Source organism: Staphylococcus sp. mip270_02 (genome assembly GCF_054031535.1).
In genome coordinates this window covers 1,316,193-1,331,771 of sequence record NZ_CM132934.1, presented here as the reverse complement: position 1 = coordinate 1,331,771, position 15,579 = coordinate 1,316,193, and the positions used below count along the sequence as shown (strand labels likewise).

Annotated in this window: 14 protein-coding genes; 9 read left to right on the top strand and 5 right to left on the bottom strand. The window is 34.9% G+C overall.

What is annotated here, in order from left to right:
* Positions 1-83: 83 nt before the first annotated feature.
* From ACW5YJ_RS06095 to tsaE, 5 genes are all read right to left on the bottom strand, one after another.
* On the bottom strand, positions 84-506 hold the full coding sequence (locus tag ACW5YJ_RS06095; RefSeq protein ID WP_017723422.1) for a VOC family protein: 423 nt from the start codon (positions 504-506) through the stop codon (positions 84-86).
* Positions 507-780: 274 nt separating this feature from the next.
* Positions 781-1,806 carry a tRNA (adenosine(37)-N6)-threonylcarbamoyltransferase complex transferase subunit TsaD gene (gene tsaD / locus ACW5YJ_RS06090; RefSeq protein ID WP_017723421.1) on the bottom strand — a complete coding sequence of 342 codons (1,026 nt, stop codon included), beginning with the start codon at positions 1,804-1,806 and terminating at the stop codon, positions 781-783.
* On the bottom strand, positions 1,799-2,263 hold the full coding sequence (rimI, locus tag ACW5YJ_RS06085; protein ID WP_017723420.1) for a ribosomal protein S18-alanine N-acetyltransferase: 465 nt from the start codon (positions 2,261-2,263) through the stop codon (positions 1,799-1,801). The genes tsaD and rimI overlap by 8 nt, the downstream gene beginning before the upstream one ends.
* Positions 2,236-2,898, bottom strand: a complete 663-nt coding sequence (gene tsaB, locus ACW5YJ_RS06080; RefSeq protein WP_457338582.1) for a tRNA (adenosine(37)-N6)-threonylcarbamoyltransferase complex dimerization subunit type 1 TsaB — start codon at positions 2,896-2,898, stop codon at positions 2,236-2,238. The genes rimI and tsaB overlap by 28 nt, the downstream gene beginning before the upstream one ends.
* Entirely contained in the window at positions 2,879-3,340 is a 462-nt protein-coding gene (gene tsaE, locus ACW5YJ_RS06075; RefSeq protein WP_457338581.1) for a tRNA (adenosine(37)-N6)-threonylcarbamoyltransferase complex ATPase subunit type 1 TsaE, read from the bottom strand. Before tsaE ends, tsaB begins: the two co-directional genes overlap by 20 nt.
* Positions 3,341-4,294: 954 nt before the next feature.
* On the opposite strand from tsaE, the gene ilvD reads away from it, so the two are divergent.
* From ilvD to ilvA, 9 genes are all read left to right on the top strand, one after another.
* On the top strand, positions 4,295-5,983 hold the full coding sequence (gene ilvD / locus ACW5YJ_RS06070; RefSeq protein WP_017723417.1) for a dihydroxy-acid dehydratase: 1,689 nt from the start codon (positions 4,295-4,297) through the stop codon (positions 5,981-5,983).
* A 12-nt stretch (positions 5,984-5,995) separates the two neighbouring features.
* Entirely contained in the window at positions 5,996-7,786 is a 1,791-nt protein-coding gene (ilvB, locus tag ACW5YJ_RS06065) for a biosynthetic-type acetolactate synthase large subunit (protein ID WP_017723416.1), read from the top strand.
* Positions 7,783-8,256 (top strand): acetolactate synthase small subunit, encoded by a 474-nt coding sequence (gene ilvN / locus ACW5YJ_RS06060; RefSeq protein ID WP_017723415.1) that lies wholly within the window; start codon positions 7,783-7,785, stop codon positions 8,254-8,256. Before ilvB ends, ilvN begins: the two co-directional genes overlap by 4 nt.
* Before the next feature lie 48 nt (positions 8,257-8,304).
* Positions 8,305-9,309 (top strand): ketol-acid reductoisomerase, encoded by a 1,005-nt coding sequence (ilvC, locus tag ACW5YJ_RS06055; protein ID WP_017723414.1) that lies wholly within the window; start codon positions 8,305-8,307, stop codon positions 9,307-9,309.
* 141 nt (positions 9,310-9,450) lie between these two features.
* Positions 9,451-10,986, top strand: coding sequence for a 2-isopropylmalate synthase (locus tag ACW5YJ_RS06050; protein ID WP_457338580.1), 1,536 nt, complete (start codon positions 9,451-9,453; stop codon positions 10,984-10,986).
* Positions 10,983-12,023: a 3-isopropylmalate dehydrogenase gene (gene leuB, locus ACW5YJ_RS06045; RefSeq protein WP_017723412.1), complete on the top strand. Its 1,041-nt coding sequence runs from the start codon at positions 10,983-10,985 to the stop codon at positions 12,021-12,023. The genes ACW5YJ_RS06050 and leuB overlap by 4 nt, the downstream gene beginning before the upstream one ends.
* An 18-nt stretch (positions 12,024-12,041) precedes the next feature.
* Positions 12,042-13,412, top strand: a complete 1,371-nt coding sequence (leuC, locus tag ACW5YJ_RS06040) for a 3-isopropylmalate dehydratase large subunit (RefSeq protein WP_107551647.1) — start codon at positions 12,042-12,044, stop codon at positions 13,410-13,412.
* 1 nt (position 13,413) lies between these two features.
* The gene (leuD, locus tag ACW5YJ_RS06035; RefSeq protein ID WP_017723410.1) at positions 13,414-13,989 is read left to right on the top strand and encodes a 3-isopropylmalate dehydratase small subunit; all 576 of its coding nucleotides are present in this window, start codon (positions 13,414-13,416) and stop codon (positions 13,987-13,989) included.
* 37 nt (positions 13,990-14,026) lie between these two features.
* Positions 14,027-15,295, top strand: coding sequence for a threonine ammonia-lyase IlvA (ilvA, locus tag ACW5YJ_RS06030; RefSeq protein ID WP_017723409.1), 1,269 nt, complete (start codon positions 14,027-14,029; stop codon positions 15,293-15,295).
* Positions 15,296-15,579: the final 284 nt, after the last annotated feature.

Here is a 15,579-nt window from a genome sequence, read left to right as displayed (position 1 = left end):
GAGAGGATGGATACATAACCCGCCCTCTCTATTTGGATAAATTAAACATATTTATTATAAAGATTCGATTTTAAATTCATGATTTATTCCGCATTAACCATCCACGTAACACCAAATGGATCATTAAACATACCATAGAAATCTGACCATTCTGTTTTACCTAACGGCATCGTCACTTCACATCCTGCTGCTACCGCTTTATCAAAGAAGGCTTTTGCTGTTTCTTTTTCCGCTTCATTCGAACCATCAAATGTAAATGTAACAATCGCGCCACTATTATCTATTTTCTTGTTCTTCCACGTGTCACTACAATAGAATGTTTCGCCAAGTATATTAAATGAGGCGTTCATCGTAAAATCTGCGTCTACTTGATATTCCTCAGGCATATTTGCGAACATTTCATGGTCTCCACCTACACGTTGTATATCCGTTGCACCAAAATGTTCTTCATAAAAATTTAACGCGGCTAAACTATTTTGAAAATTAAAATATTGAACTGCTTTCATTATTAACTTCCTCCTTGTGGTGTTAAACATCAACACATATTAAATCAATTATTTGAATCTCTATAAACTACCTATACCCATATTCTATTGTTATAAAGTTTAGAATTTTAAATTTTTGTACTACAACCTTAAATAGTTAAAAACTTAAAGAGCAACAATCAATTTATCTAACATCTATAAATCTGATAAACACAAAAAAAGTCCAAGACATTTATTGATATCCAGGACCTTTTTGAAAGTAACTACCTAATATTAAATTGATAATTTTCACTAATTATTTAACTGTAAATGATTCAATATCTAAACTATTAACACCATTCAATGTCATATCTGCTCTAACACCAGCATTATATAAATAGTGAGCCGCTGCACCAATCATAGCAGCATTATCTGTACATAATTTAGGGCTTGGTATTGAGAGTGTGATATTATGACTTTCACAAGCTTCAGATAATGCAGATCTTAAACCTTTATTACTCGCTACACCACCCGCGACTATAAGTTGATTTACATTATAAGCTTCACATGCTGATATAGATTTGCCAACTAATACTTCAACCACACTATTTTGGAAACTTGTGGCAACATCCGCTTCGTTAATTTCTTCACCTTTTTGTCGAACGTTATGAAGTTTGTTTATTACTGCACTTTTTAATCCACTAAAACTAAAATCATAACTATCTTTGTCTAACCATACCCTTGGAAAATCATAACTATCTTGACCCTGAGCTGCTAATTTATCAACTTGTGGCCCCCCTGGATAACTAAGCCCGATGGTTCTAGCTACTTTGTCATATGCTTCACCTACGGCATCATCTCTAGTTTCACCAATAACCTCAAAGTTCAAATGATCTTTCATATAAATTAACTCTGTATGTCCACCCGAAACGATTAAAGACATGACTGGAAACTGGAGTGGCTTTTCTAAATGATTCGCGTATATATGACCTGCTATATGATGAACTGGAATTAATGGTTTGTCATATGCAAATGCTAATGCTTTCGCAGCATTTATACCGACTAGCAACGCTCCTATTAATCCAGGACCTTGCGTGACTGCTACTGCATCAACCTGCAGCATTGTTACATCAGCAGTGTTCAACGCTTCATCAATAGTAGTTGTGATACCTTCAACATGGTGCCTACTCGCTACTTCTGGTACGACGCCCCCAAATCTTTTATGGCTTTCAATCTGACTTAGGACGATATTACTCAGTATATCTGTTCCATTTTTAATAACACTGACACTTGTTTCATCACAACTGGATTCAATTGCTAATATTATTGTTGTCTCATTCATTTAAATTCACCCACATAACTATTGCATCCTCACCTTCACCATAATAATTTTTTCGCTTACCACCATATTGAAAGCCTAAGTTTGTATAAACATGTTGTGCAATTTCATTATCCACACGCACTTCTAAACTCATTACTTCACATTTAGTTTGTACATAACTCATTGCATATTTAAGTAATAATTGTCCAAGCCCATAACCTCTATATGATTCATCAATAGCAACCGTAGTTATTTGTGCTTGATCTATAACAATCCAAACACCTATATAGCCAATTATTTTTTCATTAAATTCTATAATGAAGTAATGTGCAAATTCATTTTTTTCCACTTCATGATAAAATGCATCAATTGACCAACTGCTATCATTAAAACTATTTCTTTCTATATCAAATACTTGAGGGACATCTCCCAAATTCATTAACCGAATATTTAACTCTTGTTCTGTTGGTTTAACCAATTTCTTTCAGCCTCGGACACTTTAATATAGTTTGGTTTAAATTGATGTACATCAGTTGGTTGGTCTATGAGTGCTTGCATATACTTGGCTTGTGGTAAATTTGGAATACAAGTGCTATCTAATAGAGCTTCTAACTTTTCGCTATCTGTTCCAATAAATTTATATGGTTCAGCTAGTTCGTGTAATATAACTAACAGGCTCTTAATTGTAATATATTGGTCTTTTATAATTTGTTTTAGTTGTCCATTTTCGTTTTTATAAACGCCTGTATAAACAGCTTCACGTCGCGCATCAAATATAGGTACAATTAAACCAGCTTCTTCAGGTGCTGTTGCAGCAAGTGCTTTCAATGAAGATACACCATATAGTTCAGCATTTAAAGCGTAGGCTAACGTTTTCGCTACAGTAACTCCAATTCTCAGACCAGTATATGAACCTGGTCCTTCTGCTACAATAATGGCATCTATGTCTTCCTTTGCTATTTGACTGCCAGTAATCACTTTGGAAATAGCTAGCATTAACTGAACCGAATGATTTGTTTTCTCGTTAGTATTTATCTCGTTTAACACTTTATTATCTTGTGTTACGGCAACGGATAAAGGTTGATTGGACGTATCAATTAGCAGATAGTTCACGTTCAACATCCTCCTTAATTCTAAGATAATGCTCCCCTTGAGCATCTATAGTTATCGTGCGCTCAGTATTATTCTCTGTTTGAATGTTAATAGATAAATAATAATCAGGTAAAAATTCTGCTATAAATTGGCTCCATTCAATCAAAATTACGGCGTCATCTTCAAAATATTCTTCAAATCCTAAATCTTCTTCTGAATCTTCTAATCTATAACAATCCATATGATGTAATTTTAAATCTGTACCTTGATATGACTTTATTATATTAAACGTTGGAGAATTAATGTTTCGCTTTACACCTAAAGCTTTTCCGATGTATTGGCTTAAAGTTGTCTTTCCAGCACCTAAGTCTCCGTTTAGTAAAATTAAGTCACCGGCAGATAGATATTTTGTTAACACCTCACCAAAATGTGACATGTCATTGATATTATTAATTTTTATCATTGTCCTCTCCCTTTTTTAGCGACACTTCCAAATTTATTTGGATTAGTGTCGCTTATGCATTGGCTTTAAGCTAAGGCGGTCCTTTTTACACTTCCAAATTCATTTGGATTAGTGTCGCTTTTGCATTGGCTTTAAGCTAAGGCGGTCCTTGTTACACTTCCAAATTTATTTGGATTAGTGTCGCTTTTGCATTGGCTTTAAGCTAAGGCGGCCCTTGTTATACTTCCAAATTCATTTGGATTAGTGTCGCTTATGCATTGGCTTTAAGCTAAGGCGGCCCTTGTTATACTTCCAAATTCATTTGGATTAGTGTCGCTTATGCATTGGCTTTAAGCTAAGGCGGCCCTTGTTATACTTCCAAATTCATTTGGATTAGTGTCGCTTTTGCATTGGCTTTTGCATTGGCTTTAAGCTAAGGCGGCCCTTGTTATACTTCCAAATTTATTTGGATTAGTGGCACTTATGCATTAGTAGTCACTGTTGAATAATAAACTTTGCAAGCTTAAACAAAAATTTTGCGTCTATACATTCTTATAATTTTTTATCTACATAAAATTAACTATTATAGTTTAACAAATTTTTTCCAATATTACTTCAAAGTGAAACAAGTTCTTACTAAATTAGAATAGTTTGAATTGATAGAAAATTACAAAAAGTTGTTGACATCGCCAATGTGATGTAGTAAATTTAATTTATCAAATTTTTAGACATTTCAAACAAATCAAAAAATAAACCATTCTATCGAGAGGAGTATAATAAAATGACCAAATATACAATGCAATATCAACCGACAACTTCAAATATTTTAGTCATTTTATTATGCTCATAGGACTGGAACTTTAGTAAAGAAGCTACTAAACGTTTAAGTCCTTATTCTAGTTGAATGGGACTTAAAAGCGTCCCAATTATTTATTGGGACGCTTTTTTATTTTCAATTTTATGGGGGAATTAGATATGAGAAGCGATATGATCAAAAAAGGAGATCAGCAAGCTCCAGCAAGAAGTCTTTTGCACGCTACTGGTGCATTAGAAAAACCAACAGATATGAACAAGCCCTTCGTGGCAATTTGTAATTCGTATATCGATATTGTCCCAGGACATGTACATCTGAGAGAATTAGCAGATATTGCCAAAGAAGCAATTCGTGAAGCAGGCGCAATTCCCTTTGAATTTGACACAATCGGCGTAGATGATGGCATCGCAATGGGCCATATTGGAATGAGATATTCCCTACCCTCTAGAGAAATCATCGCAGACGCAGCAGAAACTGTAATTAATGCACACTGGTTTGATGGCGTATTTTACATTCCAAACTGCGACAAAATAACACCTGGCATGTTATTAGCTGCAGTAAGAACAAATGTCCCAGCAATCTTTTGTTCAGGAGGACCTATGAAAGCAGGATTATCTTCTGAAGGAAAAGCCTTAACATTATCATCAATGTTTGAAGCAGTAGGCGCTTTTAAAGATGGTTCAATTTCAAAAGAAGAATTCTTAGATATGGAACAAAATGCATGCCCTACCTGTGGTTCATGTTCTGGAATGTTCACAGCCAATTCAATGAACTGTTTAATGGAAGTATTAGGTCTTTCCCTTCCATACAATGGTACAGCATTAGCAGTGAGTGAACAACGCAGAGAAATGATTAGAGAAGCAGCATTTAAATTAGTAGATAATATTAAAAACGATTTAAAACCAAAAGATATTGTAACACGTGAAGCCATTGATGACGCATTCGCATTAGACATGGCGATGGGTGGTTCAACAAATACTGTATTACACACACTTGCAATCGCTAATGAAGCCGGTATTGATTATGATTTAACACGAATCAATGAAATTGCCAAGAAGACACCTTATCTTTCAAAAATTGCACCTAGCTCTTCATATTCAATGCATGATGTACACGAAGCTGGTGGCGTTCCTGCAATCATCAATGAACTGTTCAAAAAAGAAGGCACACTTCATCCAGACAGAATAACAGCTACAGGCAAAACATTACGAGAAAATAATGAAGACAAGGCGATTTTAAACAGTGATGTTATTAGGCATCTTGATAACCCTTATGATAAACAAGGTGGCTTATCCATTTTATACGGTAATATAGCGCCAAAGGGTGCAGTTATAAAAGTTGGTGGAGTTGACCCATCTATTAAAGTATTTAAAGGTAAAGCAATTTGTTTTGATTCACACGATGAAGCAGTTGAAGCAATTGATAATCATATTGTTCGTGAAGGTCATGTAGTTGTTATTAGATACGAAGGCCCTAAAGGTGGTCCTGGAATGCCAGAAATGTTAGCCCCTACTTCCTCAATTGTAGGTAGAGGATTAGGTAAAGATGTAGCTTTAATAACAGATGGCCGTTTCTCAGGAGCAACACGTGGTATCGCAGTAGGTCATGTATCTCCAGAAGCGGCTTCAGGTGGCCCAATTGGACTCATCAAAGATGGTGATGAAATTACAATTGATTTAACAAATAGAACCTTAGACGTTGAAGTATCAACTGAAACATTAGAAGCTAGAAAACAAGATTTAAAACCATTTAAAGCAAAAGTAAAAACAGGTTATCTTGCACGTTACACTGCTTTAGTAACAAGCGCTAATACAGGTGGAATCATGCAAGTACCAGAAAATCTAATTTAAGGAGTGAGCACTATGTCTAGACAAACTGAAACGCTTGAACAAGAAATGTCAGAAAATTTCGATTATTTAGAAGCCGCTGAAACTGTTGAACCTGAAGTTGAATTAGAACAAGAAACAATAGATGAAATGAAATCTGGTTCAGAATTGCTCGTTGAATCTCTTGCAAATGAAAAAGTAGATTTTATATTTGGATACCCTGGTGGTGCGGTTCTTCCGCTTTATGACACTTTTTATGAAGGTAAAATCAAGCATATTCTAGCAAGACATGAACAAGGTGCTACTCATGCAGCAGAAGGTTATGCACGTGTATCAGGCAATACTGGTGTAGTTGTTGTAACAAGTGGTCCAGGGGCCACAAATGCTATTACTGGTATCGCTGATGCTTATAGTGACTCGTTACCTTTGGTAGTAATCACTGGACAAGTAGCAACACCAGGCATAGGTAAAGATGCCTTCCAAGAAGCAGATTTACTTTCTATGACAACACCAATAACAAAACATAACTACCAAGTAAAAAATGTTAATGATATTCCTAAAATAATCCACGAAGCTTTCTATATCGCTAATAGTGGTAGAAAAGGCCCTGTCGTTATCGATTTTCCTAAAGATATGGGTATTTTATCAACTAACGCTCAAACCACAAACGAAATAGAATTACCAGGTTATACAGTGCCAAATCAACCAGCAAAGGAAGACATACAAAAACTTCGTGATTATTTAAAAAGCTCTAAAAAACCCGTTGTGCTTTCTGGTGCAGGCATTAACCATGCAAAAGCAAATGATGTATTTACTGAATTTATAAATAGACATCAATTACCAGTAGTTAGTACATTACTTGGTCTTGGTGCAATACCATATGAAAACCCCTATTTCTTGGGTATGGGCGGTATGCACGGATCATACGCCAGTAATATGGCATTAACTGAATGTGATTTACTCATCAACTTTGGTAGCCGCTTTGATGACCGTTTAGCTAGTAATCCAGATGAATTTGCGCCAAATGCTAAAATCGTTCACGTAGACATCGATCCATCAGAAATTAATAAAATAATCAAAGTAGATTTAGGCATTGTTGCAGATTGTAAAGCTACATTAGAGGCACTATTAGATTTTGATAGCTATTCAATTAAACATGGATCATGGTTAGAAACTTGTAACGAAAACAAAGTAAATCAACCTTTTGCCTATCAAGAAGATGAGCAAGGTGTTTTCTCCAAACCGCAACGTACAATTGAGTATATAGGTGAAATCACAAATGGAGATGCAATCGTAACAACTGATGTGGGTCAACATCAAATGTGGGTTGCTCAGTACTACCCATTCAAAGACCACGGGCAACTTGTAACAAGTGGTGGTTTAGGAACAATGGGATTTGGTATCCCTGCTGCTATTGGAGCAAAACTTGCAGAACCTGATAAAACAGTTATTTGCTTTGTAGGCGATGGTGGTTTCCAAATGACCAACCAAGAAATGGCAATTTTAGAAGAATACAATCTTGATATAAAAATTGTAATTGTTAATAACGGTACGCTAGGTATGGTTAAACAATGGCAAGATAAGTTTTTCAATAAACGTTTCTCACATTCAGTATTTAATGGTCAACCGAACTTTTTAAAAATCGCTGAAGCATATAATGTCAAAGGATATATCGTTGATGATCCTGCACAATTAGAACAACAAATTGATGCGGCTTTCCAACATGATGGACCAGCACTAATAGATGTTCGTATTTCACCAATCGAACCAGTAACTCCTATGGTACCAAGTGGTAAAGCCAACCATGAGATGGAGGGACTATTATGAGAAGGACATTTAGAACTAAGGTAAGAGATAAAGCTGGTACATTAAATAGATTAACGAGTATTTTTGTTCGTAGACAATTTAACATCGTTACACTCTCTGCGACACCTACATTAGAGGAAGGTATATCTGATATAACTTTTGTAGCAGAAGTACCAGATACAGATGTATTACGTAATTTATTACAACAACTTGAAAAGCAAATTAACATCATAGATGTTGAAGATATTACCGAAACCAATACTTACAATAGAGAATTAGTATTGGTGAAATTACAAAAACCAATAAATCAACAAGACTTACAAAAAGTAATCAAACCTTATGATGCGCTAGTCTCTATATTGAAAAATGAAGATGAGTATACTTATCTTCAAGCTTCAGGCCCACAATATACGATGGATAATTTATTAGATGATCTATCATCATATAAAATTGAACAAGTTTCAAGAACTGGTTCAGCAGCTTTAGTATAGTTTTGAAACAACAATAACTAAATTTTAAAAAACATGGAGGATTTTATTATGACAACAGTTTATTATGACCAATCAGTAACGAAAGACGCTTTACAAGGTAAAAAAATAGCAGTCTTAGGCTATGGATCTCAAGGACACGCCCACGCTCAAAATTTAAAAGACAACGGTTATGACGTAATTATCGGTATCAGACATGGACGTTCTTTTGATAAAGCAAAAGATGACGGCTTCGAAGTATATCCTGTAAATGAAGCAGCAAAACAAGCTGATGTTATCATGGTACTTTTACCAGATGAAATCCAAGGACAAGTATATAAAGAAGAAGTTGCACCTAATTTAGAACCTAATAATGCATTAGTATTCGCTCATGGATTTAATATTCATTTCGGTGTTATCCAACCACCAGAAGACGTTGATGTATTCTTAGTTGCACCAAAAGGACCAGGACATTTAGTGCGTCGTACATTCGCTGAAGGCAGCGCAGTCCCTGCCCTATTCGCCGTTGAACAAGATGCTAGTGGTGAAGCCACTGATTTAGCATTAAGTTATGCCAAAGGTATCGGTGCTACACGTGCTGGTGTATTAGAAACTTCATTTAAAGAAGAAACTGAAACTGATTTATTTGGTGAACAAGCAGTTTTATGTGGTGGAACTACTAAATTAATTCAATCTGGTTTTGAAACATTAGTAGAAGCGGGTTATCAACCTGAAATTGCTTACTTCGAAGTGTTACATGAAATGAAACTTATCGTTGATCTAATGTATGAAGGCGGAATGGAAAACATGCGCTATTCAATTTCTAATACAGCAGAATTTGGCGACTATGTTTCTGGCCCACGTGTTATCACTCCAGATGTAAAAGATAATATGAAAGCTGTACTAGAAGATATTCAAAAAGGAAACTTCAGTGATCGCTTTATTAAAGATAATGAAAATAACTTTGAAGAATTCCATAAATTACGTGAAGAGCAACATGGACATCAAATCGAAGCAGTTGGTAGAGATCTTCGTGAAATGATGCCATTCATTAAATCTAAAAGTATTGAAAAATAAATAGACACTAAATTTATTAACTCGTGGTAAGAAGAATCTCATTAGGTATAATCATACTATAGTTTTCCCCTCTTTGAGATTCTTTAATACTTACGACTTAATATAATTGTGTCTAAAATTTAGTAATAGGAGATGTTGAAAATGAGTAGCCATATTCAAATTTTTGATACAACACTTAGAGACGGTGAACAAACACCTGGAGTAAACTTTTCATTCGATGAAAGATTGAAGATAGCAAAACAATTGGAAAAATGGGGCGTCGATATTATAGAAGCAGGTTTTCCTGCATCAAGTACTGGTAGTTTCAAATCTGTTGAAGCAATATCTAGAGCATTAACTACAACTGCAGTTTGTGGATTAGCACGTTGTGTAAAGAAAGATATAGATGCTGTATATGAAGCGACAAAAGAAGCTGCAATACCGAGAATTCATGTTTTTATAGCGACTAGTCCAATACACCGAGATTCAAAATTAATGATGTCTAAAGAAGAAGTATTAGCTTCAATCAAAGAACATGTATCTTATGCGAAACGATACTTTGATGTCGTTCAATTTTCACCTGAAGATGCTACAAGAACAGAACCATCATTTTTAATCGAATGTGTTCAAACAGCTGTAGACGCCGGAGCCAGTGTTATCAACATACCTGATACTGTAGGATTCAGTTATCCTAAAGAATATGGCCAAATTTTCAAAACACTGCAAGAATCAATAACAACGAATCATGAAGTAATTTACAGTGCGCATTGTCATGATGACCTTGGACTTGCTGTTGCCAATAGTATGGCAGCAATTGAAAATGGTGCAAAACGCATCGAAGGTACATTAAATGGTATTGGGGAACGTGCAGGTAATACAGCTCTCGAGGAAGTTGCTCTCGGCCTTTACGTTCGACAAGATCATTACAATAATCAGACAAAAATCAACCTAGAAGAAACCAAACAAACTTCAGATTTAATTGCAAGATTTGCGGGTATTCGAGTTCCTAGAAATAAAGCTATTGTCGGGCAAAATGCATTCAGTCATGAATCTGGGATTCATCAAGATGGCGTTCTGAAAAATCCAGAAACATATGAAATTATGACTCCACAACTAGTTGGTGTGAAAACAACTGAACTACCTCTTGGTAAACTATCAGGTAAACATGCCTTTGCAGAAAAACTGACAGCTTTAGGATACGATGTAGAGCCTGAAGATCAAAAAGCTTTATTTAAACAGTTTAAAACAATTGCAGATAAGAAAAAATCAGTCACAGATCGTGATATTCATGCATTAATTCAAGGCACAGAGCATGAACAAAATGCTATATATAAAGTGGAAACGTTACAGTTACAATTTGTATCTAACGGACTACAAAGTGCCGTTGTCGTCATTAAAGATAAAGATGGTAATACTTATCAAGATTCAAGTATTGGTACAGGTTCAATTGTTTCAGTATACAACGCTGTTGATCGTATCTTTGATCGCAAGACAGAACTTATTGAATATCGCATAGATTCGGTAACTGAAGGTACTGATGCTCAAGCAGAAGTACATGTACAAATTAAGATAGATGATCAAATTGTTACTGGTGTAGGTATTGACCATGATATCTTATTAGCTTCTTGTAAATCATATGTTGAAGCACATGCTAAATATGTTGCAAATACACATGAGGAAGAAGGTATTCACTCATGAGCCATAAGATTGTAGCCCTTCCAGGAGATGGAATTGGACCTGAAATATTGAATGGTTCATTAGAAGTATTACAACAACTAAGTAAATCCTTTAATTTTGAGTATGATATAGAAACACATGATTTTGGTGGCATTGCCATTGATAACCACGGTGAACCACTTCCAGAATCAACATTAAATGCTTGCAAAAATGCAGACGCAATTCTATTAGGCGCTGTGGGTGGGCCTAATTGGACAGATCCTAATAATAGACCAGAACAAGGTTTATTAGGTATTCGTAAAGCATTAGGTCTGTTTGCAAATATACGCCCTACTACAGTTACAAATGGCACTAGTCATTTATCCCCTATTAAAGAAGAACGTGTTGCAGGTACAGATTTCATTTTAGTAAGAGAGTTAACTGGTGGTATCTACTTCGGTGAACCAAAAAAATTAAATGATAACGATGCGCTCGATTCATTAACCTATACCAGAGCTGAAATAGAAAGAATTGCTAGAGTTGGTTTTGATTTAGCTCAAAAACGCCATAAAAAATTAACTTCAGTAGATAAAGAAAATGTTTTATCCTCTAGTAAATTGTGGCGTCAAGTGATTAACGACGTCGCGGTTGAGTATCCTGAAGTTGAAGTGAATCATTTACTTGTTGATGCTTGTGCCATGCACTTAATAACTAACCCAGCCCAATTCGACGTAATAGTTACAGAAAATCTATTCGGTGATATTTTGAGTGATGAAGCATCTGTTATTCCAGGTTCTCTAGGCCTCTCACCTTCTGCAAGTTTCAGTGAACATGGACCTAGACTTTATGAACCTATACATGGCTCAGCACCTGATATTGCTAATCAAGATATTGCTAATCCATTTGGTATGCTACTATCTGTTGTAATGTGCCTTAGAGAAAGTTTAAACCAAAATAAGGCAGCTGATAAATTAGAAACAGTTATTTATCAATTAATTAAAGAAGGTAAAACAACACGCGATCTCAATGGTGATTATAATACATCTGATATTTTTAATTACGTTAAGAAAAATCTTTAAAAAAGGAGGAGATGTCATATGGGTAAAACACTATTTGACAAAGTTTGGAACAAACATGTCTTAACTGGTAAAGAAGGTGACCCACAGTTATTATATATAGATTTACATCTAATACATGAAGTCACATCTCCTCAAGCTTTTGAGGGATTAAGAATAAATAATAGACAACTACGCAGACCAGATTTAACTTATGCGACGCTTGACCATAATGTGCCAACTGTAGATATTTTTAATATTAAAGATGAAATTGCAAATAAACAAATTACGACTTTGCAAAATAATGCTAAGGCTTTTGGTGTTCATATATTTGATATGGGTTCAGATGAACAAGGTATTGTCCACATGGTTGGACCTGAAACAGGTTTAACACAACCAGGAAAAACTATAGTATGCGGAGATTCACACACTGCAACACATGGTGCATTTGGTGCAATTGCTTTCGGCATTGGTACTAGTGAAGTAGAACATGTTTTTGCTACACAATCACTTTGGCAAACCAAACCTAAGAACCTAAAAATTGAAGTCACTGGACAATTACCTACTGGCGTTTATGCAAAAGACATTATTCTATATCTAATTAACCAATATGGTGTTGATTTTGGTACGGGATACGCATTAGAATTTGCTGGTGAAACAATTCAAAACTTATCTATGGAAGCGCGAATGACTATTTGTAACATGGCTATTGAAGCAGGTGCAAAATACGGTATGATGGCCCCTGACGAAACTACATTTGATTATGTTAAAGGACGTCCATATTCTACTAACTTTGAATATGATGTTGATTCTTGGCGTGAACTCTATACAGATGAAGACGCTGAATTTGATAGAGTCATTGAAATGGATGTATCTGATTTAGAACCTCAAGTTACATGGGGGACAAGCCCAGAAATGGGAGTTGGTTTCCATACACCTTTCCCTGAAATAAAGAATGTTAACGATGAGCGTGCTTATAATTATATGGGTCTTGAACCTGGTCAAAAAGCTGAAGATATTAATCTAGGTTATGTATTCTTAGGTTCATGTACAAATGCTCGTCTTTCTGACTTGGTTGAAGCTAGTCATATCGTAAAAGGAAATAAAGTACATCCAAATATTACAGCTATTGTGGTTCCAGGATCACGTACTGTAAAAATCGAAGCAGAAAAATTGGGTCTTGATAAAATTTTTAAAGAAGCAGGATTTGATTGGCGTGAACCTGGTTGTTCAATGTGTCTAGGTATGAACCCTGATCAAGTACCTGACGGCGTACATTGTGCATCAACTAGTAACCGAAACTTTGAAGGTCGTCAAGGTAAAGGTGCACGAACACACCTAGTTTCCCCTGCTATGGCAGCAGCTGCAGCAATTAACGGAAAATTTGTAGATGTAAGAAAGGTGGTTGTCTGATATGGAAATTAAACCTATTACTACTTATACAGGTAAAGTAGTTCCATTATTCCATGATAATATTGATACCGATCAAATTATACCTAAAGCACATTTGAAACGCATATCAAAATCAGGTTTCGGTCCTTTTGCATTTGATGAGTGGCGCTACCTAGATGATGGATCAGATAATCCAGACTTTAATCCAAATAAGCCTGAATATAAAGGGGCTTCAATCTTAATTACTGGTGAAAACTTTGGTTGTGGTTCAAGTCGTGAACACGCCGCTTGGGCCCTTAAAGATTATGGTTTTGATATTATTATTGCTGGTAGTTATAGTGATATATTTTATATGAATTGCACTAAAAATGCTATGTTACCAATAGTTTTAGATGAAAATACAAGAAAATATCTTGCACAAGCAAGTAAAATTACTGTAGATTTACCAAATCAAACAGTTTCTACATTAGACAAATCTTTTGATTTTGAAATCGATGAAACTTGGAAAAATAAGCTCGTTAATGGACTTGATGATATTGCATTGACTTTACAATACGAGGATGCAATTAAAGCCTATGAAACAGCAAAAACGTATTAAATAATTACTAAATTAATAAGTAAAGGTGTGAAATCATATGACTGTAAAAACTACTGTGTCTTCTAAAGATATCGATGAAGCTTATTTACAATTAAAAGATATTGCTAAAGAGACACCATTACAAAAAGATCATTATTTATCTCATAAATATGATTGTAATGTTTATCTTAAGCGTGAGGATTTACAATGGGTAAGGTCATTTAAACTTAGAGGTGCATATAACGCAATTATAGCGCTAAATGAAATTGATCGCCAAAACGGCATTACATGTGCTAGTGCTGGTAATCACGCTCAGGGTGTAGCATATACTGCTAGTAAGTTGAATTTAAATGCAGTGATTTTTATGCCAGTAACTACCCCATTACAAAAAATTAATCAAGTAAAATTCTTTGGTGGCAGTAATACTGAAGTAGTTTTAACTGGAGATACATTTGATGATTGCTTAAAAGAAGCTCTTGTTTACACAGAAGAAAATAACATGAACTTTATTGATCCTTTCAATAATATTTTTACAATTGCTGGACAAGGGACACTAGCAAAAGAAATACTTGAACAATCAAAAGAAGACGATATTCAATTTGATTATTTATTCGCTGCAATCGGTGGTGGCGGTTTAATTTCAGGCGTAGGTACTTACTTTAAAGAGCATGCTCCTGAGACTTCAATTATTGGTGTAGAACCTGCTGGTGCAAGTAGTATGTATGCTTCAGTAGTTTTAGAAAAACAAATTGTCACATTACCTGATATAGATAAATTTGTTGATGGCGCATCTGTAGCACGTGTTGGTCAAATCACATTTGATATTTGCAGAAATGTAGTTGATGACTATGTTCAAGTACATGAAGGTGCTGTTTGTTCCACTATTTTAGATATGTACTCAAAACAAGCCATTGTTGCAGAACCTGCTGGTGCGTTAAGCGTCGCAGCGCTTGATCAATATCAAGCAGAAATCAAAGGTAAGACAGTTGTATGTGTAGTTAGCGGTGGTAATAATGATATTAATCGAATGAAAGAAATTGAAGAACGTTCCTTATTATTCGAAGAAATGAAACATTATTTTATTTTAAATTTCCCACAACGCCCTGGTGCATTAAGAGAATTTGTTAATGAAGTCCTTGGACCTAAAGATGATATAACCAAATTTGAATATCTAAAAAAATCTTCTCAAAATACAGGCACAGTAATCATAGGTATTCAATTAAATAATCACAAAGACTTAGATAACTTAAAAGCAAATGTAGATGAGTTTGATAATTCTAATATTTATATTAATGAAAATAAAATGCTTTATTCCTTACTAATTTAGTTATGCATACTAAAAGAATTTCATTGTTTATATGAAAAATAAATTTTTCTATACCTTCTTATACAATGATTATATGTATATTATGGCCGAGGCATATTAAATATATGTTTCGGTTTTTTTATCAAGTCCTATTTTAAATTCTAACTTTATATTTATTAAGGTAAACTTGTGACGCTCTCATCAGCTTATATTTCATTGTATTAGTGGGACTTATGCATGAGCTTTTGCTCATGTACTCCGTTGAAAACCGACAATTACTCTCAGTTGAAGTTAAGCTCTTTGCG